At 44.6% G+C, this 26,898-nt stretch carries 27 protein-coding genes, 1 pseudogene and 1 riboswitch; of the genes and pseudogenes, 20 read left to right on the forward strand and 8 right to left on the reverse strand.

What is annotated here, in order from left to right; translation table 11 throughout:
- Nucleotides 1-169 precede the first annotated feature (169 nt).
- The 9 genes from H509_RS0121510 to H509_RS0121550 all read left to right on the forward strand — a co-directional run bounded on the left by H509_RS0121510 (nucleotide 170) and on the right by H509_RS0121550 (nucleotide 10,871).
- Nucleotides 170-1,957, forward strand: coding sequence for a UbiD family decarboxylase (locus tag H509_RS0121510; protein WP_028546887.1), 1,788 nt, complete (start codon nucleotides 170-172; stop codon nucleotides 1,955-1,957).
- Nucleotides 1,958-2,082: 125 nt separating this feature from the next.
- A complete protein-coding gene (locus H509_RS0121515) occupies nucleotides 2,083-2,799 on the forward strand; it encodes a Cthe_2314 family HEPN domain-containing protein (protein ID WP_028546888.1) in 717 nt (238 codons plus the stop codon).
- A 58-nt stretch (nucleotides 2,800-2,857) separates the two neighbouring features.
- Nucleotides 2,858-3,019: riboswitch (SAM riboswitch) on the forward strand.
- Nucleotides 3,020-3,285: 266 nt separating this feature from the next.
- A complete protein-coding gene (locus H509_RS0121520; RefSeq protein ID WP_028546889.1) occupies nucleotides 3,286-4,314 on the forward strand; it encodes a methionine ABC transporter ATP-binding protein in 1,029 nt (342 codons plus the stop codon).
- Entirely contained in the window at nucleotides 4,314-4,985 is a 672-nt protein-coding gene (locus H509_RS0121525; protein ID WP_036698536.1) for a methionine ABC transporter permease, read from the forward strand. The genes H509_RS0121520 and H509_RS0121525 overlap by 1 nt, the downstream gene beginning before the upstream one ends.
- Nucleotides 4,986-5,083: 98 nt before the next feature.
- Nucleotides 5,084-5,935, forward strand: a complete 852-nt coding sequence (locus tag H509_RS0121530) for a MetQ/NlpA family ABC transporter substrate-binding protein (RefSeq protein ID WP_028546891.1) — start codon at nucleotides 5,084-5,086, stop codon at nucleotides 5,933-5,935.
- 164 nt (nucleotides 5,936-6,099) lie between these two features.
- Nucleotides 6,100-6,882 (forward strand): SDR family oxidoreductase, encoded by a 783-nt coding sequence (locus H509_RS0121535; protein WP_028546892.1) that lies wholly within the window; start codon nucleotides 6,100-6,102, stop codon nucleotides 6,880-6,882.
- 113 nt (nucleotides 6,883-6,995) lie between these two features.
- Nucleotides 6,996-8,153 (forward strand): sugar diacid recognition domain-containing protein, encoded by a 1,158-nt coding sequence (locus H509_RS0121540; protein ID WP_028546893.1) that lies wholly within the window; start codon nucleotides 6,996-6,998, stop codon nucleotides 8,151-8,153.
- A gap of 232 nt (nucleotides 8,154-8,385) precedes the next feature.
- Complete coding sequence (locus tag H509_RS0121545) at nucleotides 8,386-9,654, forward strand: GntP family permease (RefSeq protein ID WP_028546894.1); 1,269 nt, start codon at nucleotides 8,386-8,388, stop codon at nucleotides 9,652-9,654.
- 71 nt (nucleotides 9,655-9,725) lie between these two features.
- Entirely contained in the window at nucleotides 9,726-10,871 is a 1,146-nt protein-coding gene (locus H509_RS0121550) for a glycerate kinase (RefSeq protein ID WP_028546895.1), read from the forward strand.
- A 192-nt stretch (nucleotides 10,872-11,063) separates the two neighbouring features.
- On the opposite strand, the gene H509_RS0121555 is transcribed toward H509_RS0121550, so the two are convergent.
- A complete protein-coding gene (locus tag H509_RS0121555; protein WP_028546896.1) occupies nucleotides 11,064-11,759 on the reverse strand; it encodes an FHA domain-containing protein in 696 nt (231 codons plus the stop codon).
- 243 nt (nucleotides 11,760-12,002) lie between these two features.
- Between H509_RS0121555 and bla the strand changes: the two genes are divergently transcribed.
- Entirely contained in the window at nucleotides 12,003-12,845 is an 843-nt protein-coding gene (gene bla / locus H509_RS26250; protein WP_051287507.1) for a subclass B1 metallo-beta-lactamase, read from the forward strand.
- Between the two features lie 212 nt (nucleotides 12,846-13,057).
- On the opposite strand, the gene H509_RS0121565 is transcribed toward bla, so the two are convergent.
- Nucleotides 13,058-13,303, reverse strand: a complete 246-nt coding sequence (locus tag H509_RS0121565; protein WP_028546897.1) for a NifU family protein — start codon at nucleotides 13,301-13,303, stop codon at nucleotides 13,058-13,060.
- 90 nt (nucleotides 13,304-13,393) lie between these two features.
- On the opposite strand from H509_RS0121565, the gene H509_RS0121570 reads away from it, so the two are divergent.
- Nucleotides 13,394-13,648, forward strand: coding sequence for a YuzB family protein (locus tag H509_RS0121570; RefSeq protein WP_028546898.1), 255 nt, complete (start codon nucleotides 13,394-13,396; stop codon nucleotides 13,646-13,648).
- 37 nt (nucleotides 13,649-13,685) lie between these two features.
- Here the strand turns inward: H509_RS0121570 and H509_RS0121575 are convergent, their stop codons facing one another.
- On the reverse strand, nucleotides 13,686-14,759 hold the full coding sequence (locus H509_RS0121575; protein WP_028546899.1) for an NAD(P)/FAD-dependent oxidoreductase: 1,074 nt from the start codon (nucleotides 14,757-14,759) through the stop codon (nucleotides 13,686-13,688).
- Between the two features lie 198 nt (nucleotides 14,760-14,957).
- A complete protein-coding gene (gene mqnE / locus H509_RS0121580; protein WP_028546900.1) occupies nucleotides 14,958-16,064 on the reverse strand; it encodes an aminofutalosine synthase MqnE in 1,107 nt (368 codons plus the stop codon).
- Nucleotides 16,065-16,403: 339 nt separating this feature from the next.
- Here mqnE and H509_RS0121585 point away from each other — a divergent pair, with 339 nt between their 5' ends.
- The 4 genes from H509_RS0121585 (at nucleotide 16,404) to H509_RS0121600 (ending at nucleotide 19,766) form a co-directional block, all read left to right on the forward strand.
- Nucleotides 16,404-16,763, forward strand: a complete 360-nt coding sequence (locus tag H509_RS0121585) for a HesB/IscA family protein (protein WP_028546901.1) — start codon at nucleotides 16,404-16,406, stop codon at nucleotides 16,761-16,763.
- A gap of 218 nt (nucleotides 16,764-16,981) precedes the next feature.
- On the forward strand, nucleotides 16,982-17,407 hold the full coding sequence (locus tag H509_RS0121590; RefSeq protein WP_028546902.1) for a type II toxin-antitoxin system HicB family antitoxin: 426 nt from the start codon (nucleotides 16,982-16,984) through the stop codon (nucleotides 17,405-17,407).
- A 238-nt stretch (nucleotides 17,408-17,645) separates the two neighbouring features.
- Nucleotides 17,646-18,209: a helix-turn-helix domain-containing protein gene (locus H509_RS0121595; protein WP_028546903.1), complete on the forward strand. Its 564-nt coding sequence runs from the start codon at nucleotides 17,646-17,648 to the stop codon at nucleotides 18,207-18,209.
- Nucleotides 18,210-18,590: 381 nt separating this feature from the next.
- Entirely contained in the window at nucleotides 18,591-19,766 is a 1,176-nt protein-coding gene (locus H509_RS0121600) for a CynX/NimT family MFS transporter (protein ID WP_084159352.1), read from the forward strand.
- 87 nt (nucleotides 19,767-19,853) lie between these two features.
- Here the strand turns inward: H509_RS0121600 and H509_RS27380 are convergent.
- Together H509_RS27380 and H509_RS0121610 are read right to left on the reverse strand one after the other, a co-directional pair.
- Nucleotides 19,854-20,197: pseudogene (locus H509_RS27380) on the reverse strand (hypothetical protein).
- A gap of 29 nt (nucleotides 20,198-20,226) precedes the next feature.
- On the reverse strand, nucleotides 20,227-21,180 hold the full coding sequence (locus H509_RS0121610; protein WP_028546905.1) for a nucleoside hydrolase: 954 nt from the start codon (nucleotides 21,178-21,180) through the stop codon (nucleotides 20,227-20,229).
- Nucleotides 21,181-21,273: 93 nt separating this feature from the next.
- Between H509_RS0121610 and H509_RS0121615 the strand changes: the two genes are divergently transcribed.
- From H509_RS0121615 to H509_RS28240, 5 genes are all read left to right on the forward strand, one after another.
- Nucleotides 21,274-21,906, forward strand: a complete 633-nt coding sequence (locus H509_RS0121615; RefSeq protein ID WP_028546906.1) for a Crp/Fnr family transcriptional regulator — start codon at nucleotides 21,274-21,276, stop codon at nucleotides 21,904-21,906.
- Nucleotides 21,907-22,125: 219 nt separating this feature from the next.
- Complete coding sequence (locus H509_RS0121620) at nucleotides 22,126-22,365, forward strand: DUF4318 domain-containing protein (protein ID WP_028546907.1); 240 nt, start codon at nucleotides 22,126-22,128, stop codon at nucleotides 22,363-22,365.
- A 182-nt stretch (nucleotides 22,366-22,547) separates the two neighbouring features.
- Nucleotides 22,548-23,033, forward strand: a complete 486-nt coding sequence (locus tag H509_RS0121625) for an HXXEE domain-containing protein (protein WP_028546908.1) — start codon at nucleotides 22,548-22,550, stop codon at nucleotides 23,031-23,033.
- A gap of 105 nt (nucleotides 23,034-23,138) precedes the next feature.
- Nucleotides 23,139-23,495, forward strand: a complete 357-nt coding sequence (locus H509_RS28235) for a hypothetical protein (protein ID WP_051287509.1) — start codon at nucleotides 23,139-23,141, stop codon at nucleotides 23,493-23,495.
- Nucleotides 23,486-23,698 carry a hypothetical protein gene (locus H509_RS28240; protein WP_051287510.1) on the forward strand — a complete coding sequence of 71 codons (213 nt, stop codon included), beginning with the start codon at nucleotides 23,486-23,488 and terminating at the stop codon, nucleotides 23,696-23,698. Before H509_RS28235 ends, H509_RS28240 begins: the two co-directional genes overlap by 10 nt.
- A gap of 158 nt (nucleotides 23,699-23,856) precedes the next feature.
- Here the strand turns inward: H509_RS28240 and H509_RS0121635 are convergent, their stop codons facing one another.
- On the reverse strand, nucleotides 23,857-24,261 hold the full coding sequence (locus H509_RS0121635; protein ID WP_036698549.1) for a DUF2871 domain-containing protein: 405 nt from the start codon (nucleotides 24,259-24,261) through the stop codon (nucleotides 23,857-23,859).
- A 14-nt stretch (nucleotides 24,262-24,275) separates the two neighbouring features.
- Nucleotides 24,276-26,519, reverse strand: a complete 2,244-nt coding sequence (locus tag H509_RS0121640; protein WP_028546910.1) for an MMPL family transporter — start codon at nucleotides 26,517-26,519, stop codon at nucleotides 24,276-24,278.
- Nucleotides 26,520-26,898: the final 379 nt, after the last annotated feature.

A 26,898-nucleotide genomic window follows, 5' to 3' on the forward strand; every position in this document is an offset into this window, starting at 1 on the left:
TCCCAATTCTAAACTTGGGATTAGATCAAAAAAAGATTATACTTATGATTATGTGGAATCCAAGCACCAACTGAACTTATTTCAAAAAAAATGTTTGGTAACGAATATAGAGGACCGAATGTATAGGCCATGCGATACAGCATAATATCGCGGTCCAAGGAGGGCTAACATGTCATTTGCTAACATACGACAATTTGTGGACAAGTTAAAGCAGGAACAGGACTTGGCAGTAATTGAGGCGGAGGTAGATCCCTATTTGGAAATTGCGGAAATTCATCGCCGTGTCATTGAAGAAGGGGGCCCAGCGCTGCTCTTTACTAATGTAAAGGGAAGTCCGTTTCCAGTTGTCACCAATTTATTTGGCACGATGCGTCGTACAGATATGGCTTTCGGACCACGCCCTGAACAATTTGCGAAGCAGGGCATCGAAGCGATACATAAATTAATGCCTCCCACACCTAAGAAATTGTGGGATCAGAAATCTTTATTTTGGGATGCACTGAAGGTTGGCTTCAAAAATGTGCCGGCTAGCCAAGCCCCAATTACACAAGTGCGCAAGACAGAGAAGCCGCTGCAAGGCCTGCCTGCGTTGACCAGTTGGCAACTGGACGGCGGCCCTTTTATTACGTTGCCCCTTGTATATACGGAGCATCCTGACTTTGGCGCGAGCGATCATAATTTGGGGATGTATCGCATTCAGATCTATGACGATCAGACGACTGGCGTCCATTGGCAAATTCAGAAAGGCGGCGGCTTCCATTATGGTGAAGCGGAGAAGCGGAATCAGGATTTTCCGGTATCTGTTATCGTAGGTGGTCCGCCTGCCCTTATTGCCTCGGCGATCGCACCGCTGCCAGAGAAGCTGCCTGAACTGTTGATGGCTTCGTTTGTGCTTGGCGAACGTTTGCCGGTAGTAGACAGCGGCTTTGCGGGTCATCGTATCCCGGCAGAGGCGGACTTCGTTATTCAAGGCTTTGTACCGCCCCATATCCGCCGTCCGGAAGGACCTTTTGGTGATCATTATGGCTATTATTCCTGGGTACATGATTTCCCTGTGCTGAACGTCAAGCAGATGTATCACCGCAAAGATGCTATTTATCCGGCGACCATTGTTGGGAAGCCGCGCCAAGAAGATTATTTCTTGGGCGAATATTTAGTTCGCTTATTGTCACCTGCATTCCCAATGGTCATGCCAAGTGTACGCAAAGTGCATCCATATGCAGAAACAGGCGTCCATTCGATGGCGGCGGCTGTTGTACGTGAAAGTTATTCCCGTGAAGCACTTATGTCTGGTTTCCGCATACTTGGTGAAGGACAGCTCAGCTTAACGAAGTTTCTGTTCCTGACCGATCAGATGGTTGATCTTGAAAATTTCCCGTTGTTGCTTGAATCTGTGTTGGAACGCTTTAAGCCGGAAACGGATCTGTACATTATCAACAATACGGCACATGATACGTTAGATTACACAGGACATAAGTTAAATCATGGCAGTAAAGGCGTTATGCTTGGCGTAGGCGATCCTGTACGCAAGCTGCCGCGTGAATATACGGAAGGTGAAGTGGCAGAGATTCGCGACATCGCGGTTTACTGCGGTGGTTGCTTGACGATGACAGGTGCAACTTACGAAGAAGAACCACAGCTTGCGGAACGGCTTATGCATCGTCTGGCAGAGAAGGGCACGGAATGGCCGCTTATTTTCTTGGTGGATGACGCCCATCAAATCGCGAGCAGTCAATTGTCGTTCCTCTGGGCAGTATTTACACGTTTTAATCCGGCCTCAGACATTTATGCGGCAGCGGAAGTACGTCAGCACCATTTAAGCTATAAGCTGCCTATTGTAATTGATGCACGTATGAAGCCTGGATATCCGGACGAATTGATCCCGCGCGAAGACATAGTCAAGCTGGTTGATGATCGCTGGAAACAGTATTTCCCGAACGGTGTCACAGGCAAATAGGAGCCAGTTGGCTCATGAAGGACAGGCATCTTAACCTTTTCTGGTTAAGATGCCACTTTTCGAGTTACCTTAACAACACATGGGAGATGGTTAAAGTCATTTCATTGGTGGATGGAGGGCGTGTTATGCTCCGAATGCTGTTCGGCGAAGCACCGCGTGTGGATACAGGCGAATTATTAGAAGCAATGACGGCAATGGATCATTATCTGGCAAAGGTGCGCGCAGTAATGGAACGGGAAGGGGACCCTCACCATGATTGGCGCAAGATCGAAGTGTGGACTGTAGGCTTGAAAACGTCGCTTGATGAGCTAGAGCAGAGCATGTATGCATCTGCGCGATTTGCCAGCCTCGTTACAAAGCAATATCAAGAGGAAATGAACGAAGAAGAACTGGATAATTATTATCGTCATGTCTATTTTTATAAAAATGGGTTTATTCGGTTGTTTTCGGTGCTTGATAAAGTGGGCACCTTGCTAAATGAAGCTTTGCAGTTGGAAACAGGGAAGGTGAAGAACCGGTTTTCGTTTTTTACTGTGTTGAGGCAAATGAATTATTTAAATTCAACACCTGCCTTGACGAGGCAACTGATGCAAGTAAAGGACGCCCATAAAGACTCTTTGCAGCGCTTGCGCAAACGTCGCAATACGGAGATTCATCATATGAACGCTGAAATGCAGGATGATTTGTGGCAGCGTCATCGCAGCCTTAATGATAAAGTAAGGCTTGAGAACATTCAGGCAAATGTTAATGACCTAAAAGATGGATATGAAGCGGTTTGTCAGGTCTTAATTACTATTTTTACACATTTACTGCGTATGAAAAATGGTAACGAAAGCAAATAACTGGGTGTTGACAAGGTTAATCCCCTGCTATATACTCTGAATTAACTTCATAACCATTTTCTTATCAAGAGAGGCGGAGGGACAGGCCCGATGAAGCCCGGCAACCGATTATGCAAGCCCGGTAGTGCTTATGTTCGCGAATGAATATCGCGACAAGCATGCTTGCATAATGATCAAGGTGCTAATTCCTTCAAAGCGTAATTGCTTTGGCAGATGAGGAAAGGGAGACTTCGACTCATCCGCGCCATTCGGCGATATGATTTTCGAGAGCCCCCTTTTGGCATCTGCCAAGAGGGGGCTCTTGTTATGTATAACAAGATTGGCTTTAAAGTGAAAAGTTGTAAGTTGTAAATATGTTGAATATGAGTTGTGAGTTGTATATCAAGATAAGATTTATGGCGTGATGTAATCTTCCCGATTTAACCCGAGGTTAAAATGTGAAAGAAGTGCATCCTAAAGTAAGTCGGAAGGATGGTGTCACAAGTTTTGATTGAGATTAAACAATTATCCAAGCGATATCCTGCACAAGGCAAATCAAGCGCAGGCATGCTCGCCTTAGAACATATTGATTTGCATGTGCCAGCAGGTGAGGTGTTCGGAATCATCGGTCATTCTGGCGCAGGCAAGAGCACTTTGCTTCGCAGCATTAATTTGCTGGAACGGCCTACATCAGGTTCCGTGCTTATTGACGGCGTTGAAATGACGGAGTTGTCTAACAAAGAGCTGCAAAAGCAGCGCAGCAAGATTGGCATGATCTTTCAGCATTTTAATTTGCTGTCTTCTGCAACGGTATTTGATAATATTGCGTTTCCACTGCGCCTGCATAAGACGCCAGCCGATAAGGTAAAGGCCAAAGTCAATGAATTGATGCGGCTGGTCGGTCTGGAGGAGCATCGAGATAAATATCCGGCTCAATTGTCAGGTGGGCAAAAGCAGCGAGTTGGGATTGCAAGAGCACTCGCCAATGATCCGAAGGTGCTGTTATGTGACGAAGCAACGTCTGCGCTTGATCCACAGACAACCAATTCCATCTTGGAGCTATTGCTTCAAATTAACCGCAACCTTGGCATCACAATTGTACTGATTACCCATGAAATGCATGTGATCCAGTCGATCTGTGACCGCGTTGGCGTTATACATGGCGGCAAAATTGTTGAGCAGGGTCCTGTAGTAGATGTATTTTTGAAGCCGCAGCATCCGGTCACAAAAGAGTTTATTCTTGAAGAGAGCCATCATGAAGAGTTGCAGCCGTGGACATCGTTTAAAACGCAGGCGGGTGACAGCTCACGTGTTGTGAAGATTAATTACTTGGGCGACGTTACTTATCAGCCCGTTTTGCACCGTGTGCTATCAGAGGCGGGCATTGAATTTGCCATTTTACAAGGTACGATTTCCCGTATGAAGGATACACCTTATGGGCAATTGGTTGTACGTTTAGATGGAGAAGCCACAACTTTGCAGGCGGCACTTGAAGCTTTGGTGAAGCTGGGACTAGATGTGGAGGTGATTGCGTAATGGTATTCGGGATTGATTTTAGTGAAGTAAACTGGAGTGAGGTGTCTCAGGCATCACTGGACACGCTGAACATGCTCGGATTCTCGGTACTGTTTACGTTTATCATCGGTTTGCCATTAGGTGTGCTCCTCTTTTTGTCCGGTAAATCCAGTCATTGGGCAGTCAAAGTAATGTACAGCTTATTATCACTTATTGTAAACGTGCTGAGATCGGTTCCATTTGTCATCTTGATGATTGCGATATTGCCGTTTACGAAGGTGCTGATTGGGACAACGATCGGTGTAAAGGGAGCCATCCCTGCTTTGGTTATCGCAGCCGCGCCGTTTTTTGCGCGACTCGTCGAAACTTCACTTCGTGAAGTAGATCGTGGGGTTATTGAGGCCGCACAAGCAATGGGGGCCTCAACTTGGCAAATCGTCCGCAAGGTGTTACTGCCAGAAGCAATGCCTGGCTTGATTGCGGGCACGACCATAACGGCGGTTACCCTCATTTCCTACACCGCAATGTCCGGCCTTGTAGGCGGAGGCGGTCTTGGGGACTTGGCGATTCGATATGGTTACCAACGGTATGAGACCAGTGTTATGATCATTGCGATTGCGGTTATGATTGTAATGGTACAAATTTTGCAATGGATCGGCGATCGGTTCGTTCGCCGCTACACTCGTAAGTAAGGAAGCATGCTCTATCTTGGCTTCATATAGATGACAGCCTCATAGGTCAGTCACCAACAAATCACAAGGGTTTATTTTGGAAGGGAGAGAAAATAAAAATGAAAAACTTCAAAAAACTTACACTCGTATTAACACTGATTGGTGTGGTGGCTATGTTGACCGCTTGCGGCGGCAAAACCGCAGAAAATAACGCGGAGACAGCAGGCAACGGTGGGGGTTCCGCAGCCGAAACGACCAAATTGGTTGTTGGTGCTACACCGGTTCCACATGCAGAAATTTTAAAGCATATTGCTCCTAAATTAAAAGAACAAGGCATCGAGCTTGAAATTAAAGAATTTACAGACTATGTACAACCCAATGTACAATTAAACGAGAAGCAGCTTGATGCGAACTTCTTCCAACATAAACCTTATATGGATGATCAAAATCAAAAGGCTGGCTTGATGCTCGTATCGGTAGGCAACGTTCACGTTGAACCGTTTGGTGGATATTCCAAGAAGATCAAGTCTGTTGATGAATTAGCGGATGGCGCTACTGTAGCGATCCCTAACGATGCGACAAATGGCGGCCGCGCGCTCTTGCTGCTTGAGAAACAAGGCATCGTGAAGTTGAAAGAAGGCGCTGGCCTTGCAGCAACTGTGCGTGATATCGTTGAGAACCCGAAAAACTTGCAGGTGAAAGAGCTGGAAGCAGCAATGCTTCCGCGTGTTCTGGAAGAAGTGGATTTGGCGCTTATCAACACAAACTATGCGCTTGAAGCCAAATTAAACCCGACGAAGGATGCGCTTTTCCTGGAAGACAAGGATTCTCCATATGCGAACATCCTGACATCCCGTGAAGACAACAAAGACAGCGACGGTATTAAGAAACTGTTGGCTGCTTTGCAATCGGATGATGTAAAAACATTTATCGAAGAGAAGTACAATGGAGCTATCGTTCCAGCGTTCTAATCTGAATTTTCCGTAGATTTCCTCCTAATCATGCCCTGACCCTTCTTAAAGGTGTCAGGGATTTTTTTATTGGCAGATTCAACATTTCGGTCTGTTGTTCTCCTTTGGCAAATATTTTATACTTTAGAAGGATTACTGTTGCAGCGCCAAAGGAGGTACATGACGTGGAACAACAGCGGAAGGCCGCGCTTATTACAGGAAGCGCCAAAGGCCTAGGCAAGATGACGGCCCTTACATTGGCCGATACGGGTTGTGATATCATCTTAAATTACGTACATAGTGCAGAGCAGGCATTGGAGCTTAAGTGTGAAATAGAAGCAAAGGGTGTTCAGTGCATTGCGATTCAAGCTGACATTTCACGAATGGATGATGTGAAGCGGCTTGTATATACGATGGAGTCAGAGCTTCGCGCACCTGATATAGTCATTAATAATGCAGGTCCTTTTATACGTGAGCGCAAACGATTTGCTTCATACTCAGAAGAAGAAATTATGTATTTGTTAAATGGGAATTTAACCGGTGTCATTTTGTTAGATCATCTTGTATTACCTTCAATGCGTGAGAGAGGATGGGGCCGTATCATCCATTATGGCTTCGGACACGCCGCAGAAGCGCGGGCTTGGCCGCATCGTGCTGTTTATGCAGCTTCTAAAGTGGGCCTTGTTTCGTTCACAAAGACACTCGCGGTAGAGGAGGCTCCGTATGGAATTACTGTTAATATGATCTGTCCTGGAGACATCAGGGGGGAGGATAAGGAACGCACGATAGCAGAAGTAGCTGGTCGTGACGATACCGAATCACCTCGGGGAAGGCCCGGATCAGGTGAAGACATTGCCCGCGTCATCCAATTTTTGTGTGAGGATAAATCTGATTTTATTACGGGCAACATGATGGATGTATCTGGCGGGTTGGACCCGATTCGACCTATAATTGCCAAGCAATTATAACGTTAAAGCGAGCTCGTGTCACTTCTGCCAAGGGGCTATAACTAGAATGGATCATAACAGGTTAACTTGGTAACGTTCGGCAGCGATTCATGATGCAGAGGAGTGATGACAGCATGAGAGGGATAACGAGGGAGCTCGCTCAGGATATCGTTCGCCGTACGATGGGTGTTATTGGATACAACGTAAATGTCATGGACGAAGAGGGCCGAATTATTGGATCAGGGGACCATATGCGCATTGGCAAGGCACATGAAGGGGCACTACTAGCAATCAAGCGTCGTGGGCGATTTGAGATAGATGAGGCTAGTGCGGCCAAGCTGCAAGGGGTTCTGCCGGGGACCAATCTGGTAATTGAGTTTCAAGATGAGATCGTAGGTGTTATCGGCATAACAGGTGACCCAAAGGAAGTGACCAAATACGGCGAATTGGTAAAAATGACGGCCGAGATGTATTTGGAGCAAATGTATTTGATGGAGCAAGCGCAGTGGGATAAGCGAATGCGGGCAGATTTCCTACTTTCGGTTATTAGTGCTAATGAGAAGGATACGCCGAGCCTGCGTGCTCAGGCGCAGCGTATCGGTTTTAACACGGACGTGCCGCACACGGCTTGTATTATTGAGCTTGCGGAGGCGGAGCATGGGGAATCGTTGGATACGCTGAAGCGTGTGGTTGGTCTACTCGAAGGACGACCTGCTATACGCTTGATTACGATTCGAAATTCAGAACAGGTTGTGTTGTTTATTAACGAGCGTGACCTCGGCATCCTAAATCGGGATATATCCGAAGGTATAAAGCAGATTCAAGAGTGGCTGAACGCGAGACAAATCATTCCGTTGCGGCTTGCGGTCGGTGTGCCTTTTGCGGGCATAGAAGGGATGATAGCCTCATTCCAAGCGGCGCGAGACGCAATGCTTGCCGGAAGGGCTGCTCGTCCAGAGCAGACGGTATATTATGCGGTAGATATGCCGCTCGAGGTATTAACGGTAAAACTGAAGCGTAATTGGATGACAGACGCGCTGATCGAGTTATGGGGCCGCTTTATCGATGAGGATCGCAGCGGCGAGCTGCGGCAAACACTTGAAGTATATTATGCGAACAGTGGTGAAACGAACAGAATAGCGGCTAGTCTAGTCATTCATCGTAATACGCTCCGTTATCGTTTGCAGCGTATTGCGGAAATAACAGGCAAAGATCCTCGCAATTACACCGATTTGTATATGCTGATGCATGCCCGCTTGTTGTATGCAGCTAAGGGGTTAAATCGGGAATAGCCGCACAAGAGCAACCAATCTACTTGTTCACTATTGTTAGGGCAGGGCTTCCTAGTGGAAGCCCTTTTTGGTTTGTTCAGTTGCACAAAAAACGGAGCTGTAGCGAGCTAAATATTTATTTATCCGCCCAATGAAGCGCTTACAAATTAGCATTATAGTAGGGGTATGAGCTCATCCTATTTAAGAAGGAACACGTAATCATAATAAAACTACATCTGGGGAGGAACGACATATGACTGCTTCTGTAAGCGTTATTGGCGCATTGGTCGCATTAATCGTGGCGATTGCACTCATTTTACGTAAAGTTCCGCCAGCATATGGCATGATGATTGGTGCTTTTGTTGGAGGATTAGTCGGCGGAATAGGGATGATGGATACCGTCAATTTGATGATGGACGGGGCGAAGAACATTATTCCTGCTGTGTTGCGAATTCTCGCGGCAGGAGTGCTTGCAGGTGTACTGATTGAATCTGGTGGCGCAAAAACGATAGCGGAAACGCTAGTAAAAAAAGTAGGAGAAACTCGAGCGCTGCTTGCGTTGGCCTTTGCGACTATGGTGCTTACAGCAGTTGGCGTATTTATCGACGTAGCTGTTATCACGGTGGCACCTATTGCGATTGCAATCGCACAGCGGGCCCATTTGTCAAAGATGGCGATACTGCTTGCGATGATTGGTGGCGGCAAAGCAGGTAATATCATGTCGCCCAATCCAAATGCGATATCAGCAGCAGATGCATTTCATGTATCGCTGACTTCCGTTATGGCAGCAGGCATAATTCCTGCCCTTGTTGGTCTTGCAGTCACTTATTTTCTAGCCAAGAAGCTTACTCATAAAGGAAGTATGGTGGAGCCGAACACAGCCGTGCATCAGGGGGAGCAGGAGCTTCCGAGTTTTGGGGCTGCCATATTCGCTCCGCTCGTAGCGATTGTGCTGCTGTCGCTTCGTCCTTTATTTGGCATTGTAGTTGATCCGATTGTAGCGCTTCCGGTTGGAGGCATTGCAGGAGCGCTTGTGATGGGACGATTGAAGCATTTGAACAACTATGCGATCTCGGGTCTTAGTAAAATGACAGGCGTAGCGGTTATGCTGTTAGGGACAGGAACTTTAGCAGGGAATATCGCTAACTCACAACTAAAAGATGTCATCATTGATGCGTTAACTGCTTCTGGGCTGCCGGCCTATTTACTGGCACCGATTAGTGGCGCACTAATGTCACTCGCGACGGCATCCACAACGGCCGGCACAGCTGTGGCAAGCTCTGTGTTTGGCTCAACTATTATGGAGCTAGGTGTAGCTTCTCTAGGTGCGGCAGCGATGATTCATGCAGGTGCAACAGTATTTGACCACATGCCGCACGGCAGCTTCTTCCATGCAACGGGCGGCAGTGTTAACATGCAGATGAAGGAGCGTTTGCGCTTGATTCCGTATGAGACCTTAGTAGGACTAGTGCTTGCCGGTGTTTCTACTCTTGTCTTTGGTGTGTTGGGCTGGTTTTTGTAAAGATAACTGACTGAAAATCAGTCTGGGCAGAACGTATAGAATAGAATGAGCAGGGTAAAGGAGTGGGGAGAATGAAATTTGTTATTGCTCCGGATTCATTTAAGGAAAGCCTGACTGCGTTACAAGCATGCGAGGCGATTGAAAGAGGCGTGCGCAGCGTATTTCCTGATGCCGATATAATTAAAGTACCGATGGCAGATGGCGGCGAGGGGACGGTTCAATCACTCGTGGATGCGACAGGTGGACGGATCGAGAACGTGCAGGTGACAGGCCCGTTAGGGAACCCTGTAAGCGCATTTTATGGTGTGCTTGGAAACGGAACGACGGCTATCATTGAAATGGCTGCTGCTTCAGGGATTGGTCTTGTGCCAGCATCAGAGCGTAATCCGCTAAAGACAACTTCACGCGGCACGGGGGAACTTATAGTGCATGCGATGAACAAAGGCGTTCAATCCATTATGCTTGGATTGGGGGGAAGCGCAACAAATGACGGTGGCGTAGGGATGGCCGAAGCATTAGGCTTCCGATTTTTGCGACATGACGGGTCAGAAATTGATGCGGGAGGCGGTTCGCTGGGCGAGATTGCAAGCATCGACAGCAGTCAGGCAGATGAAAGACTGGCAAAGATGACGTTTGTTGCGGCTTGTGATGTCGATAATCCGCTAGTTGGGGAACGAGGTGCCTCAGCTGTGTTCGGCCCGCAAAAAGGAGCTACAGCAGAGATGATCAAGCAATTGGATGCCAACTTGACTCATCTTGCCGCCATAATCAGAAATGATATAGGCAAATCAGTAGCGGATATGGCAGGTGCAGGTGCAGCGGGAGGTCTTGGCGCAGGTGTGGTCGCCTTCCTGAATGCCGAATTAAAGCGCGGTGTAGATATCGTCATAGAGGCAACAGGCTTGGCAGAGAGTATGCGTGGCGCTGACTTCGTTATTACGGGGGAAGGGCGCATCGACAGCCAAACTGCTTTTGGCAAGACACCGATTGGTGTAGCCAAGATAGCAAGGGGGTTACATATACCAGTGATCGCGCTGGCAGGTTCCCTTGGTACAGGCAGTGAAATCGTGCACGAGCACGGCATTGATATGTTGTTTACGATTGTGCCTGGCGTATGTACACTGGACGAAGCGTTGCGAGATGCGGCTGTAAATATGGAGCGGACAGCCCGTAATGTTGCTGCGCTGCTTTCTCTGGCAAACATGTCCCGCATCTAACAAGCAAAGGTATCCTTATTCATTTGAATAGGATACCTTTGCTTGTTAGGAGGATAGATGGCCTTTGCGTGAAATAATCTCAAAGGTCATCTATCCTGAAATGAATCGATACCACTACGATACCACTACGCGCTGCTATGCTGTGTAAAAGTATTCGCGTGTCATTTAATCGCTCGGCAATTCAGCCTCTCTTCATAAGGGATTGCTCTCTTCTAATACGTAGCCGCTTCCACGTACCGTGCGGATGTTTGCTTGTTGTTTCAGCTTTTTGCGAATGCGATACACAAGCGAGTTGATTTCATCCAAGCCGACATCGTATACGCCATTGGTATGACGCTCGGGCCAGACATGACACATAATATCTTTGTTCGAAACAAACATCGTCTTATGTTGATACAGCAAGTCTAGCAGCGCCCACTCTTTTACCGACAAGCTCACTTCTTCCCCGCGTACCATGCAGAACTGTCTGTCTACATCTAGCAGAAAATGATCCACAGCGGGTGGTGCGGCGGGTGACAGTTCAGCCGTGCGTAAAGGTTCAAATTCTAACGTGAAGTCAGGTACAACGTGTGTAAATTCAAGTTCTACCATGCCTTTTGCTAAAGAAATAGAGTCGGCTTCACGGAGCAGTACAGGAACGTGGGGGCTCAACTCAATACCCTGTACTTCAGTACCATGTTTACTTCCCAGATCAGCTATATAGTATTGATGATTTCGTTTGAATATGGAAGCATGCTGGCGTGACACAAACGCGTTGTGAAAGGCTATGTCAGGCTGCCCCTGTGAACCTTGGCGACCCATAACGGTATATTCTTGTAATAAAGGAATGGCTTCATAAGATAAGAAGGGTTCGCCTTTACGAACCACTAAACATGCTTGGTGCTTCATTTTGTTCGGACACTCCTTATGTAAGCTTTTATACTGATTAGATCTCTTAAGTATAAGTGTAAATTATTAAAAAAATATATAGCTTTCAAAAAAAAGGATGGAACTATGGAAAAATTGTAAAAATAGATCTATTTGCGTGAGTGGTCATACTGTGATGGAGTTGTGAGGGAACTACTATGGAATGTAAGGCAAATTTGGGATACAACTAGGAGGTAGGCATAGAGATAAGGAGAGAGTAATCCAATGAAAAAGAAATCTGGGGATAGAAGACAACTAGCCTTAGGAGCAGCTGTGTTGGTATTAAGCCTATTGACTGCGGGGTGTTCTCAGGCAGCAGGCATGCAGCTGAAGCCAAAAGGAACAACGACGGAAATTAAGGTCGAACAGCCGGTTGTAGTTGCTGCTTCCAAAACCTTTACCAATAAAAGTAATACAGTTGAATTGAAGCAGCTCAGTGATAAACTGTGGATGCAGACGACATATAAAGACTTCGGAGATCAGCAAGTGCCTGCTAACGGACTAATTGTGTCCACAGAAGCAGGCTTAGTGCTGCTAGACACAGCGTGGGATGATACGCTTATGCAGGAAGTGATGGCGATGATCAAACAGCACATCCAACAGCAGGTCGTGCTAGCCGTGATCACTCATGCCCATCTGGATCGAATTGGTGGGATTCAGACTTTGTTAGACGAAGGTATTGAAGTGCAGAGCTCATCTTTGACGGCACGCCTAGCAATGAAACAAGGCTTTCCAGAGCCAGCGGGCGTATTGGACGACAATCCTAAATTTCAAGTGGGGGGGACAGCATTTGAAACGTATTATCCAGGAGCAGGTCATACAATAGATAACTTGGTTGTATGGCTTCCACAAACCAAGACTTTGTATGCAGGATGTGTCGTGCTCGGCTCGGATGTAACTAAGCTAAGGAAGACGGATGAGGCGTATGTCACACAATGGCCTGATGCTGTGCGTCAATTAATGACAACCTTTAATGAGGCTAAATTTGTTATTCCCGGGCATGGTACGTGGGGAGATTACTCGCTACTACAGCATACGTTAGATATTCTTTTGGCACAGCGTACATAGCGGGCAGTGTTTCATGTCGCATTGATTGTTTTGATATAAGGGCCTCGAATCACTTTGCAGTAGCGATTGAGGCCCCGTTGTGTGCGTATCCGATTGTTCTCGTATCGTGTGAACACTTGGAAATGGCTTCTGTTTATCCTGTATAAAGAAGAAAAGGAACTGCCGCAAGTCAGTACGACTTGTTAGACAGTTCCACGATCAAGCATACATAATTAGAATACTTGAACAACTTCCTTAACGCCATCTACTTCTTCCACCAAAGCGCGTTCGATACCCGCTTTCAGTGTAATTGTGGAGCTTGGGCAGCTGCCGCAAGCGCCCATCAGGCGAAGCTTAACGATGCCGTCTTCCACATCCACCAATTCAACGTCACCGCCATCACGCTGCAAGAACGGACGAAGTTTATCCAACACTTCCAGCACTTCGTCATACATGCCGTTAGCTGTAGTTTCGCTCATTTGTGCCAACTCCTTTCATCAAGACTACTTTTATTATATTATAAAGCTATTCGAATTCAAAGATACAAGCTAAAACTGGGGGAATTGTCAATGAGGCCGATTGTCGAGTTCTGCGTGAACAACATGCATCACGGCACAGACGCCATTATGCAGCGGTTGGAGCAGAATCCCGAGTATGACGTCATTGAGTACGGCTGCTTGGGCAACTGTGGTGAATGTTACCTGTTCCCATTTGCCTATGTGAATGGGGACATTGTAGCTGCTGAGACAGCGGATGCCTTATATGATAGCATTATGAAAAAGATTGAGGAAGTACAGCAATGGGATCAGTTTGATATCGATTGATATCAAACTGATCCCATTGTGCTGTTCTGTCTAACTATTATCCAAAGTGATGCTTCGATATCCAAAGCACGCCACTTTTGATGGCACGTGGCACATAACCAACCATCGGTCTTTTGCCTAACATACCAAATCCCGATTTCTTGCCCAGTGATCCGAGTACACCTTTGAGCTTAATACGTCCAAGCCTAGGGGCTTCACCTTTCCAGAGTGCTAGCACTACATCAGCAATTTGTTCACCTTGTGCTCCGGCTGCTTGGGCGCTAGGTGAGTAGGGTAAACTGGCACAGTCGCCAACTACGTAAACTTCTGGGTATTCCGGAATTTGATGATATTCGTTGATCTTCACGCGCCCTTGTGGATCTTTTTGCACATGGAGATTCTGTACTACTTGAACCGGCTGAATACCTGCGGTCCAAACGGTAACGGCTGACTCAATTTCTTCTACGTCATGCTCGCGTTGGTTGTAGATAACCCCTTGATCCAGACGTGTTACGTTAATGAAAGAACGAAGCTCCACATCATGCTCTGTGAACCAACCTGACACGAATTGCGACAGTTTCTCTGGAAAAGGGGACAGAACTCTGGAACCTCGATCCAAAATACGAATATTCAAATCTGGACGGCTTTCACGCAGCTCCGCAGCCATCTCCACTCCGCTTAAGCCACCGCCAACGATGCTAATTTGGCCATAAGGTTTAACGTCGTTTAATAGCTGATACGTCTTTCTGGTGCTTGACAGCGATTGAATACTGTTGCCATATTGTTCAGTGCCTGGTATGCCGTGATAACGGTCTGTACAACCGAGCGCTATGGCAAGCTGATCGTAAGATAGTGGTTCATCCTCATGTAAATAGACAAGCTTGGCTTCCAAGTCGATGCGTGTGATGTCGCCATATCGAATGTGAACGCGAGGGTCCTTAGGGAATGCCACTCGAATGTCGATATCGGATACAGCGCCCGCGGCTAAAGCGTAGTATTCCGTCTTTAAACCTTGGTACGGCATGCGATCAATCAACACGATTTCCACGTCTGCAGGAAGTCCTCCTCCTAACAGTCGTTCGATTAAAGCAAGACCGCCGTATCCTCCACCACATACAACAAAACGTTTCATTATCGGATTTCCTCCCATGATGCCGAAATAAAAAATTGTCCCTTCCATCCGGACTTGTAAAGAGTACGGCTCCACTCGCATTTCCGTTTGTCGCAGCTAAGGTGTATGACACACTCTGGATAGCTTGTCTTCTATTTATCTCTATCTATATTTGGTGTAACGATAAATCTTTAATCACATTCAAGCTGGAGCGGCTATTTATTCGTAAATCTTGATCGGATTATAAAACGTGTCACGTTCTATAGCTGTGCGTCCAGCGCCTTGAATCAGCCAGACTAGCTCGTCACGAGTCAGTCCTTCTGGTGTAAGCGCACCTGCCGCATGGCTAATACGTTCCTTCACTAATGTGCCATGTACATCAGAAGCACCATACGTTAAGGCAAGCTGGGTCAATTGTGTGCCGATATTAATAAAATATGCTTTAATATGCTGGATGTTATCCAGCATGAGGCGGCTGATCGCGATAGTTTTCAAGTCCTCGTACGCAGAATTACGGCGCTTGATGCTCGCCTTAGGGCTCTTAGGCTGCATGGATAACGGTATGAATACAAGGAAACCGTTAGTTTCGTCTTGCAGCTCGCGAACGCTCATCATGTGGCGTATGCGGTCCTCATGGGACTCGATGGCGCCATACAGCATCGTAGTATGCGTCTGCATGCCCATATTGTGCGCAGTTCGGTGAACTTCTAAATAACGTTCAACCCCTGCCTTTTCAACACGCATCTTTTTGCGGTATTCATCAGATAAAATTTCGGCGCCTCCGCCCGTCAGCGACTGCAGGCCAGCTGCCCGTAATTGATGCAGCACCTCTTCAATACTTAATCCGCTAATGCGGGTAAAAAAGTCGATTTCTGCTGCGGTATAAGCTTTCAGCGTAACGTTCGGATAACGCTCTTTCAGCGCACGCAGCGAGTCCACATAATATTGAAACGGCACATTAGGATTGTGCCCGCCAACGATGTGGAACTCCTGTACACCAGGGTGAATATGTTGATCGACATAAGCAATCATTTCATCACCAGTCAAGGTGTAAGCCCCGTCTTCTCCCTCATCTTTACGGAAGTTGCAGAAAGCACAACGTGCCTCACAAACGTTTGTAAAATAAAGGGACATGTTTTCGATAAAATAAACATTTTTACCGTTCTTACGCATATTGACCAAGTTAGCCAATTGACCAATTGTCAAAATGTCATCTGATTGATACAAATATACGCCATCTTCCAAAGTGAGACGTTCTCCACGTTCAACTTTGTCGGCAATATCGGCCATGCGGGCATCCGCATGACGTGTCCATGCTGTCGTCATCGACGTACCTCCTTCACGTTCAGTTCTTGCCACGAACGAATGATGTTAGCTCAAGCTGTGGTCACATTACACTTTGACATGTATTTTCATCCATACCCTGTAGGACGAAATGCCCGAAAAAAAACTCCGCGGCGGATGCTTCCGTCGGAGGTTGCAGTGAAACGAATCACATTATTTAAGATAACAGCATTAATATTATGTCAGTTCCATTATACCCTTGCCTTTAAAAGGGGGCAATATGTCTGGGGGAGACATTCGACATCATTTTCCAACCGCTATGTTCACTTGTGCGTTCAGAAGAGGATGGTTATACTTAGAAATAGAAGGAGGGATGTTATCATGATCACAATTAGCGAATTGGCGATTGAGAAGATAAAAGAAATGTTAGCACAGGAAGAGAACCCGAATATGTTTTTGCGTGTCGGCGTTCGTCCGGGCGGTTGCAGCGGTTTCTCTTACGGTATGGGCTTTGACGATGAGGAGACGGGTGATGACGTTCATTTGGAGTCTCATGGCATGAAAGTCGTTGTGGATAAAGAGAGCATTCCGCATCTGACCGGCTTGGAGATTGATTATAAGGAGTCCGGCATGTCTGGAGGATTTACCATCGAAAATCCGAATGCAGTAGCGACATGTGGCTGCGGCTCTTCGTTCCGTACAGCAGTTGCCGAAGGTAAAGCGGAGAAATGTGACGACTAAACGTGGAACTTATGCCGGTTTTGGGTATCGTGATCTCTTCGATAGCAGATCACTAACCATGCGCATGGGTGTTTGATAGTTGCGGATTGCGGGGGAATTGAGTGTATTCAATTCCTAATTATGAAAGTACTCAATCCATAATCACGTCATAATGAGTTGTGAATTACGTCTCTGGACGGTTAATTTGTTGAAATTAACCGTCCAGAGGCTTTTTATTTATGTTGTACATCTATCCAGCGTTATTCAATTATGCTGAAGACGGTATTTCCGTTGAGTTTCCCGATCTCGCAGGAGCACTGACATTCGGTGCGAACCAGGAAGAAGCGTTTAGCATGGCGAAAGAATGCCTAGCGCTGCACCTTTACGGTATGGAAGAGGATAGAGACGAGATTCCGACAGCCTCACGCACTGTTGACATCAAACTAGAGTCTAATCAATCCGTGGTACTCATCGAAGTCTGGATGCCACCGTTCCGTGATCATATGGCAGAGAAGGCAACGAAAAAAACATTAACCATTCCGAAATGGCTTAATGATGCTGCTGAGGAAGCAAACGTAAACTTTTCACGGATACTTCAAGACGGATTAAAGGAGTATTTAGGCGTGACTGATCGTAAATCACACGAGAAAGGTGATCTCCTATAAGTACCTAAAATAAAAGTTGGTCGGAAATACGTAATGTATTCCGTCCGACTTTTTTTGGCTCTGTCGTTTTTCAACAATGCAGCGAGTCATAGGCCCGCCACCTTCAATAGATTGTAGGCTAAAGGTATGACAATATTAAGTCTCATTACAAAAATATATGGTTTGCTACTCTTTTGTTGGCAAAAATATATATTATAATACACTAATATATAGGTTTAGAACGGGGGTAATAAATCAAATGGATATCGATGATCCAAAACAAGTGGTTTTACAAGTTGGTGCAATAATGAAAAAGCATCGGAAAGAAAAAAAATTAAGTCTTGAAGAGTTATCTGAATTAGCTGGAGTGAGCAAACTAACACTAGGGAACATAGAACGTGGAGAAACAAATCCGACACTGGGCATGTTGTGGAAAATCTCAAAAGGATTATCTATCCCTCTGATGGCATTATTTTCAACAAAAAGCAGTGTTAACATATCTCAAGCAGGGGTCGGATTAAAAATTCCAGGGGATCAACCTACTTGTGTTTTTGAGCCGATTTTTCAAAATACTAGTGATGAGATGGAGATGTTCCGAGCCTACATCCAACCAAACAGCTCGTACCAAACAGAAAAACACCATCCTAACACGGTGGAATTTACGACCGTGATGACAGGGGCAATATCAATAAAAGTGAATGAGACCTTATATACATTAAACCAGTATGATTCTATTAGTTTTCATGCAGATTGCACACATTCGTATATAAATAATTCTAATGACGTTGCGGTTCTCCATATATTGTTAAAATACAGTCTGTAATAAGCGATATTTTTACCCTATAGATGTTCAAAAAACAAGGAATAACTCTTTATTATCCCTGGGTGGGGATAGTGAGTTATTCCTTGTTTTTTTGATTCGACGGAAAACGGTACATCATAGGGGTTAAAAAGGAATGGACGAACTATAAAAAATATATTATAGTATACTTTATTATAAATTAATAAATTATAATATACTAAATTAGGCTGAATAGAGAAGCTAATCACTTGTACGATTAGATGCTGTTATACAAGTACAAGACTATAAATTCATTAAAAAGTGTATGTTGAAGGAGGCTGCCTCGTGAAGGTATTAAGTCAATTTACCAAAACGGATCAAAAATCAATCTCAAAAGTGGTTAGTCAATCCGTGACGTGGCTAATGGTTGCAGCCGTTATTTTTGTTGCCATTAATCAACGTGCGGCTATTACCTCAGTAGGGCCATTAGTGGGTCTTATTCGAGATCATTTAAATATGTCCAATGCAGCAGCTGGAATGATTAGCACCATTCCTCTATTAGCTTTTGCATTTTTTTCGCCCTTTGCACCTAAGTTAGGAAGGAAATTTGGTATAGAAGTCGTACTCGTGGCAGCCCTTGTCGTTCTCACAATGGGAATTATTTTACGTTCCTTAGCAGGAGCTGCTTATTTGTTTGTGGGCACTTCTATTATTGGAATCGCTATTGCCGTCTTAAATGTACTGCTGCCTAGCCTTATTAAACAACAATTCCCCAAACGCATAGGCACGATGACAGGGGTGTATACAATCTCAAGCAACTTAATGGGAGCCATCGCTTCTGGTATTAGTATTCCGATTGCGATTGGATTGGGATATGGATGGCAGGGGGCATTAGGTCTATGGGGTATTTTATCTTTCATTTCCATTTTAGTATGGCTACCTCAAATCAAACGACGTAATGGGGTAAAATCTGCTGGAGAAGAGGTTAGTGACAATCAGCAGGTAAATATGTGGCGTTCTCCTTTAGCGTGGCAAGTAACGTTGTTTATGGGATTGCAGTCTATGATTTTTTATGTACTTATTACGTGGTTACCTGAAATTTTAAAAAGCCAGGGTATTGGTTCGGATCAATCGGGCTGGGTACTCTCCATTTTGCAATTATCCTTGTTGCCCTTTACTTTTATTATACCTGTCATTTCTGAGCGGATGTCCAATCAACGTCTGCTCGTAGTCGCTATGTTTATGTTATTTTTAATTGGAATTCTTGGATTACTTTATGGAAGTTCTAATTTAATCGTGTTATGGATCATACTAATAGGAAGCGGGGGTGGTATTGCTTTTGGGCTAGCAATGATGTTTTTCAGTTTGCGGACAGAAAATGCTCACCATGCCGCCGAATTGTCTGGAATGGCTCAATCAGTCGGGTACTTGCTAGCGGCAACGGGTCCCCTCTTTTTTGGTTTTCTACACGACGTGACGAATAGTTGGACAACTCCACTGTTCATATTGGTTGGCTCAACCGTTCTGCTCTTTATCGTTGGCATAGGGGCTGCTAGCAATCGATATATAAGCTCTTATGATGGCTATAACAAAGCATAAAGCAACAAACAAAGGCAGTCCCTGTAAAATGATTAATTTTACAGAGCTGCCTCGTTTATTTTTCAAGTCTAGTCACACCATTTGCACTTATTCTGAAAAAGCTTTTGGATAACGGACGACACCTTGAACATTTGCAAGAGAACCTTCAGTTAATTTTACAGCGATAAATACCTCGTCAGGCACTTCAAATGGAGCTTTTATGTTCCATAAGCTAGCTTGTTTAAAACCAAACTTGGGATAATAGTCTTGATGTCCTAACACAATGACGGATGAATAACCCATTTCTGTTGGAGATGCTCTTTCTTGTCACTATACTCCTCATTTAAAAAGGCTTTTTGAGTCATTTCTTCAGTTGTTTTGTATTCTTCAGGTCGTTCTTGTTTAATTAGAATACTATATATCCTCCTGTTTATAATCGTGTAAGTGTGCATGGACAACAAATTTGAACGATCTCTTCTTGTTAACTTACTAATAATTCGATCAGCCGTTTCTTGAATAGTTGATTATCAATGGTTTTGCAGACTGTTGCATTAGGAGCATGACCTGCATAGCCATCAGATATGGCAAGCTTACTACCGTCGTTAACTATAACTTGTCCATAGGCTGCTTCTTCTGTAGTACACACATAACAGTAACATAACTTGTCTTCGAGAACGATATCATTCCATAATAAAACACCCATTGCCACAGCATCTGGCAAATCAACAATATGTTCATTACTTCTTTGTAAATTAAATTCGAGCAAGGAGCGGTTACAATGAACGGAAAATGCGGCTTCTTTCTTACCACTTGATAGTAATACGTCCATATCGTCTTTGTTTAAAGCCGCTTCTCCTAGACATACATCAAATCCAATAATAGTAGTAGGTATGCCTGAGTTTAGCATAATCTTATAGGCCTCAGCATCAACATAGACATTAAATTCAGCGACAGGTGTAGTGTTTCCAGGTCCAAAGCCAGAAGTGCCCATCGTGTATATATGTTTAACCATTTTCATCGTTTCCGGTGCTTTTAAAATAGCAAGGGCAATATTGGTAACAGGACCGATAGTTAAAATTTCGATTTCACCAGGATTACGCTCAATAATGTCAAGGATAGCGTCTACGGCATGCTTATCTTCTGGATAAAAGGTAGGATGGATTAAGTTACAATCCCCCATTCCGTCTTCTCCATGAACATTTACAGCCGTCACTAATTCACGCATTAGAGGTCTATCTGCTCCAACATAAAGTGGTGGCTTTTGCCTATTAGAGACTTCGATCGTCATTAGTGCATTTTTAGTTGCTAATTCAACAGGGACATTACCACAAACCGTTGTTATGGCTTCAACTTGAAGATCAGTTGATTTTAATGCCATCATTAACGCGACAGCATCATCACTACCCGTATCCGTATCAATAATTATTTTCCTCATAACAAGACCTCCACTTCTTATTTGGCCTTATTATATATTTCAATTTATAATGAAAATAGGTCAAATGACCAAAAGTAAAAAGAAGGTGGAAATGTGGATTTTAAAGCTATTGTAAATGATGCCCCAACGTTTATTACGAAACAATTTATATATAGAAAACATAAAAAAGGAAGTCTTATTATTTATCCGCATGAGCAAAATGATTACCTTTACATTCTTACCGTAGGGGTAGCAGAGGTATATAGACAAAGTTATGAGGGAACGATGCTCTCTCTATATATTTATGACTCCTATAGTTGTTTTGGGGAGATCGAAATTTTTAATGAAAACATGAAAACGCTCAGCGTTATTGCAAAACAAAATTGTGAAACGATCGCAGTCCATAAAACTAACGTTTATGAGTGGATGAAAATGGATTTTAATTTTAATTTGTACATCATTAAACAACTTGCTTCAAAATTAATATTAAGTTCAGATACGTCGGCAAAATTATCATTGTTAACCGTTAAAGATCGTATTTTATTAAGTATTTACAATCACTATAAAATAGGTGAATTACACAATCTTACGAAGCAAATTTTATCAAGTGAAATCTGCGCGCCCATTCGAAGCTTAAATCGTTCGATCGCTCAGTGCATAGATGAAGGTATTATTCATTATAAAAATAAGAAGTTCTCTATACATTCAATTGAAAAAATAGAACAATGTCTGGAACATTTTCGCTAAGCGACGGTTAGCAAATTAAACAGGATTACCTAAATGACGAGCGCAATAATGCGGTGACCTATGTTCGAGTGTAACGTCAGCCATACTTATAAGTCCAGATCAGTCACAGGCTTAGACGTATTCGGGAAATCAGGACTGGTCACATTAATTGGTAATAATTATTTAATGTGGTATAATAAGCGGATCAGTAGTCATCAAAGACGAGAGTGGGGAACTAGGATGAAAGAACTCGTTAAGAAGCTATTAAAAAAAGGATTCACAGTTGAATTGGATCAGGTACCTGCCAATAAACAAGCGTTTTTAGACGAAATTGAGCGCTATTGTTTAAAGGAACAAATCACCTATGAATTTGTTGAATACACGATGCCAGCAGTTGTTTCTTTAGATGGCGTGGTTTATACATGTGACGTTGAAAATGCAGGTAGAATAGGATTTGTGCTTCATTTCAAAGAAATCTAATTCCGTATGAATGGATATATATCTTATACAGCAGCATGCTGCAACTCGATAGCCTCGGTTCTGCCGAGGCTATTTACATTGTTTTCAAGTTAAAAAGTACATGCTTTTAACAAGCGGTTGACATTTTTTATGAGCAAGAAATTATATTATAACGAAGTAATTGAAGAGGAGGAGCATTGTTAATGGAAGAACTCGTAATATTATTTTTATTTGCGATAACGCTGCATAATTTAGAAGAAGCATTATGGTTGCCAGCGTGGTCGAATTATGCTTCAAAATATCATAAACCTGTGGGGAAAAATGAATTTCATTTTGCAGTTATTTGTATTACTGCTTTGGCGTATCTCTCTGCCTTTTTTTATCTTTATAATCCTGACTCTGTGCTAACTAAGTATTTTCTTTCCGGCTTCTTAGGCTCGATGCTACTGAATGCGATTTTCCCGCACTTGCTTGTAACCTTCCTTCTAAAAAGATACGCTCCAGGATTGTTAACGGGTGTTTTCTTGAATATTCCAATAAACGGCTTGATTTTATACCGATTTATTTCGAGCAATGAAGTAACGCTCACGGAAGTAATGTTCTCAACGCTTATAGTAGCAGGAGTGCTGGTAGGTTTGATACCTGTTTTATTTAAAATTGGAAAATTTATGACGAGTCAGTATGAATAGGTTCTGTGGTAAGGCTGCATGAGTCGGTTAGCCCTTATTTGTTGCACGTAAATGGCACATCGTCTATGTACTGTACAAATGAGGTAAAGGAGCCAATGACTCGATATGTATGACTACTACCCAAGATATTATCATTATGATTTAAGGCAGGTTCCACTTGTTTGGACACCAACGAGTGTGGCGTTAAACCAACAATTACGAGCTTTATGGGAGCAGCATGTGTACTGGACAAGATTGGTGGTAAACAGTATCGTTGGTAGACAGCCGGATGAAACTGAAACGATTGCCAGGCTCCTTCGAAACACCGATGATTTTGCGGCTGCGCTTAAACCGTTGTATGGGCCAACTGCTGCGAACAAGTTTGCGGAGTTGTTTCGACGCCATTTGACGATCGCGGCGGAGCTTGTTAAGGAATTACAAGCGAGTAATACCTCAGCAGCGGTGGTATGCGAATGCAGATGATATCTGAATTCTTCGGGACCATTAATCCGTATTGGTCGAGAGAAGAATGGAGGAAGATGCTCTACAAACATTTTGACCTGCTGAGCAGTGAAGTTTCTACCCAGCTTGCTGGATACTTGAATCATCAATTGTGCACAGGCATACATTTTAAAAACGGGCTTCCAAAAAAGGGTGCATCCCAATTAACGAATCCCTATAAATAGACGAAAGAACCTCCAAATCCACGTATAAAGTGTGGACAAAGAGGTTCTTTTTTATGCCGAGCTGTATAACAAAGTGGGGATTAAAAATTTTAACTATGACTTTTGGGACGCTGCTTATTGGCAGAGCGGGTTACTAATCGTAAACCCGACAGGTCCTGCTATTGTTTAATACGTTTACCAAGCAAAATGAGAAGCCAAATGAGACCTGCCCCAAGTATCGTATGTCCAAGTCCTGCGGCGTGGCTAAGTCCGTTTAGGGTAAGTTCATTCACTTGACCGATACCGCGAGCGACCATCGTTGAAATGGTGAACAGCAGGCCTAGATTGTAAACGTAGTACCACGCTTTGAACGAGCGCGCTTCGTGAACGGCAAACAATTTGCCGAGAATTAGCACAATCAAAAAGAAGAGAAAGCCGAGCACTAATACATGCGTATGCACCCCTCTTAGCAACGTCTGGCCGTCAAATTCACTCCACTTTGTATATTCTCGATAAAATACACCGCTGATGAGCCCGAGAATGACATAGAAAAACGAAGTATAGTAAAGTTGTTTTAATTTCATGAGTAAATGCCTCCTTAGGATGATTGTGCCCGATTAGGATGGTTGGATTTCTGTTGCTTACGATTTGTAAACAAACCTTCAAAGCCAATAAATAAAGCCGGCAGCAGTATGCCGCGAATGAAAAATGTATCCAGCAAAATGCCCAATACCATCGTTGCACCAAATAACATAAGCTCTTGTAGTGGTTGTGTGGATAACACACCAAAGGTCGCGGCTAGAATAACACCTGCGGAAGAGATAACACCGCCTGTCTTGAATACGCCTCGCTGCACAGCATCTTTCCACGAGTAGTGCTGCGCCTCCTCTCGGATACGTGTTACAAGCATAATGCTGTAGTCGATGCCAAGGGCTACCATAAAGAGCAATGTATATACAGGCAAACGGTAACTAATCGCGTCGAGTCCGAGCATTTGTTGGAATATAAACCAACTAGCACCTAGTGTCGTTGCATACGATAGCAGCATCGTCCCTACCATGATGACGGAGGTGCTAATGGAACGGGTTAGTGCTGTAAGCATAAGAAGTAAGGTGATCGTGATTGCTACAAATATAAACATCGTGTCACGATTGTTCATTTGTTGCACATCGGCTTGTACGGCTGTCTGTCCTGCAAAATGAAGCTTATAGTCCGATGGAGCAAGATCAGCATCCTTCAGCCATTCAGCGCTTGCTTGGCGCCATTTAGCGAGCTGATTAATGGATTCAACACTATACGGATCTCCATCTATAATTAATTGGCCTGTTAATGATGTGCCATCCGTTGACCATGCTAATTTATCTTTATTCGGACCGTTGCCGCGTACGTTACTCCATGAGAAGGAATAAACCCCCTTCTGCTTGGCAACATTTTGTTCTACTAGCTTTAGTTTCGTTGTAAGGTCTTGAAGTGCTGCTGCGTCAGCAGGCTTATTTGCTGCTTCTACGAGCACTGTAACAGGAGCCAGTTGTCCTGGTGGATATGCTTCTGACATTTGTTCAAAGCCTACACGAGCGCCCATCTCCTTTGGAAAGGAATGGAGCAGATTGTAGGAGTATTTCATAGAAAAGGCGTTAGTCCCGATTGCAGCAAGCACAATCAACATCACAAGTGCTATTGTGCGGGGACGTTTTGTAATCCCTTGGCTAATACGATACCAAATGCCTTGATTGTTTACTTGATGCTGGTTTGCGGGTTCAAAGCGGACTTTGGCTTGGAGTGGCCAGAAACTGGTGCGCCCTGCCACCGCAAATACAGCTGGTATTAACGTAAGTCCTGCGGCGATCATCCATAAGATGGCGATCGTGAACACACCTGCAAAAGCGTGATAAGGCTTAAATACAGTACCGAACAAAACTAGCATGGCAATAAGAATGGTTCCTCCGCTGAACAGAATAGCTTCAGCGACTCCTTTTACGGCTTGCTGCATGGCAACGAATTGTGATGGATGCCCTCTTAATTCCTCGCGATATCTCGAAAAGATAAATAGGCAGTAGTCGGTTAATACGGCAAATAGCAGCACCAGCATAATGGACGTTGCAGAACGGTCAATCGTCATCCAGCCATTCATACCGAAGAGACCTAGTGTCCGATCTACGCCCTGATAAACGACGCCCGCAATGAGGAGCGGCAAAATGGCCAATAAAGGTGAACGGTAGATGAGAATAAGCAGCACAAGGATCAGTGCAACGGTGGCGGCCATTAAAACAAAGTCCGCATTGCGGAACAAGCGAGACGTATCTGCTGCGATGCCCGCAGGCCCTGTCACATTCAGTTCAAGTCCTTGTGAACTTATGCTGTTGGCCTGATCAGTTAGCTTATCGAGAGTAGTGCCCAACACTTTTGTATCCATACCTTGCTTCAGACTGACATGAAACAGCAAGGTGGTGCGATCTTTAGACAAGAAGGCGTTTTGTGCAGCTTCTGGGAGTTGATGAAAGGGCAGGGTAGCTGTGACTTCTGCAGGTCGCTGATCCGACGCCAGCCATTTGCTCCATTGGGCTACATGTTGTATATCTTCTTTGGTCATGCCCTCACTTCTATGAAATACAAATAAAGCAGGTAGTCCATTATCTGAAGGGAACTGCTGAGCTAGTATTTGACTAGCTTCTTCAGACAAGGAAGCATTAAAGGCTGAGCCTTCTCCGGTTTGTACGGCGTAAGATTTGGATGAAGGTGAAAGTGCGCTTAGTAATACGATAACGGTAAGCCAGATCGCGATTATGCTCCACGCCCGCTTACGAGTTGAGATAACATTAGCAACGCTTTGAATGCGTAACATAAGAGAAAAACTCCCCTCACAACTTGATGAAGGAAGTATATCTCGCCAAGATGAACGGAATGTGAACGGAGTGTTACATTCATCAAGGCAGTAATCGGACGATAGTCTGCTGGCGCTAATCGACTTGTGCCTATCGCTACGCAGGGGCGACTAGACGCGAGCAAGTGCTAGTAAAGCGAGAGGTGCCAAGCATGAGAACGGCAGGTATGTAAGCCGCCCGCAAGTCTCCGGCAAGCTGCCCGCAACGGCGTCATTTCCGCCTTATTAGTGCCGCGGAGGCGAAAAACGCGCGCGATAAGGCGAGAAAGCCGCCTTATGCAAGCGAAAGAGCGCGCCGCGTGGCGGCAGAAAGCCGAAGTAAGGCGTCATTTCCGCCTTA

The sequence above is a fragment of the Paenibacillus taiwanensis DSM 18679 genome (assembly GCF_000425125.1).
Taxonomy (GTDB): domain Bacteria; phylum Bacillota; class Bacilli; order Paenibacillales; family Paenibacillaceae; genus Paenibacillus_B; species Paenibacillus_B taiwanensis.

Coding starts and splice junctions, on each gene's coding strand:
- bla (WP_051287507.1), top strand. CDS start 12,003: ATGAAAAAGAAATCTGGGGATAGAAGACAACTAGCCTTAGGAGCAGCT.
- H509_RS0121525 (WP_036698536.1), top strand. CDS start 4,314: ATGGTATTCGGGATTGATTTTAGTGAAGTAAACTGGAGTGAGGTGTCT.
- H509_RS0121635 (WP_036698549.1), bottom strand. CDS start 24,261: ATGAAATTAAAACAACTTTACTATACTTCGTTTTTCTATGTCATTCTC.
- H509_RS0121585 (WP_028546901.1), top strand. CDS start 16,404: ATGATCACAATTAGCGAATTGGCGATTGAGAAGATAAAAGAAATGTTA.
- H509_RS28240 (WP_051287510.1), top strand. CDS start 23,486: ATGCAGATGATATCTGAATTCTTCGGGACCATTAATCCGTATTGGTCG.
- H509_RS0121530 (WP_028546891.1), top strand. CDS start 5,084: ATGAAAAACTTCAAAAAACTTACACTCGTATTAACACTGATTGGTGTG.
- H509_RS0121540 (WP_028546893.1), top strand. CDS start 6,996: ATGAGAGGGATAACGAGGGAGCTCGCTCAGGATATCGTTCGCCGTACG.
- H509_RS0121510 (WP_028546887.1), top strand. CDS start 170: ATGTCATTTGCTAACATACGACAATTTGTGGACAAGTTAAAGCAGGAA.
- H509_RS0121620 (WP_028546907.1), top strand. CDS start 22,126: ATGAAAGAACTCGTTAAGAAGCTATTAAAAAAAGGATTCACAGTTGAA.
- H509_RS0121640 (WP_028546910.1), bottom strand. CDS start 26,519: ATGTTACGCATTCAAAGCGTTGCTAATGTTATCTCAACTCGTAAGCGG.
- H509_RS0121555 (WP_028546896.1), bottom strand. CDS start 11,759: ATGAAGCACCAAGCATGTTTAGTGGTTCGTAAAGGCGAACCCTTCTTA.
- H509_RS0121570 (WP_028546898.1), top strand. CDS start 13,394: ATGAGGCCGATTGTCGAGTTCTGCGTGAACAACATGCATCACGGCACA.
- H509_RS0121515 (WP_028546888.1), top strand. CDS start 2,083: ATGCTCCGAATGCTGTTCGGCGAAGCACCGCGTGTGGATACAGGCGAA.
- H509_RS0121565 (WP_028546897.1), bottom strand. CDS start 13,303: ATGAGCGAAACTACAGCTAACGGCATGTATGACGAAGTGCTGGAAGTG.
- H509_RS0121575 (WP_028546899.1), bottom strand. CDS start 14,759: ATGAAACGTTTTGTTGTATGTGGTGGAGGATACGGCGGTCTTGCTTTA.
- H509_RS28235 (WP_051287509.1), top strand. CDS start 23,139: ATGTATGACTACTACCCAAGATATTATCATTATGATTTAAGGCAGGTT.
- H509_RS0121610 (WP_028546905.1), bottom strand. CDS start 21,180: ATGAGGAAAATAATTATTGATACGGATACGGGTAGTGATGATGCTGTC.
- mqnE (WP_028546900.1), bottom strand. CDS start 16,064: ATGACGACAGCATGGACACGTCATGCGGATGCCCGCATGGCCGATATT.
- H509_RS0121590 (WP_028546902.1), top strand. CDS start 16,982: ATGTTGTACATCTATCCAGCGTTATTCAATTATGCTGAAGACGGTATT.
- H509_RS0121545 (WP_028546894.1), top strand. CDS start 8,386: ATGACTGCTTCTGTAAGCGTTATTGGCGCATTGGTCGCATTAATCGTG.
- H509_RS0121625 (WP_028546908.1), top strand. CDS start 22,548: ATGGAAGAACTCGTAATATTATTTTTATTTGCGATAACGCTGCATAAT.
- H509_RS0121600 (WP_084159352.1), top strand. CDS start 18,591: ATGGTTGCAGCCGTTATTTTTGTTGCCATTAATCAACGTGCGGCTATT.
- H509_RS0121595 (WP_028546903.1), top strand. CDS start 17,646: ATGGATATCGATGATCCAAAACAAGTGGTTTTACAAGTTGGTGCAATA.
- H509_RS0121550 (WP_028546895.1), top strand. CDS start 9,726: ATGAAATTTGTTATTGCTCCGGATTCATTTAAGGAAAGCCTGACTGCG.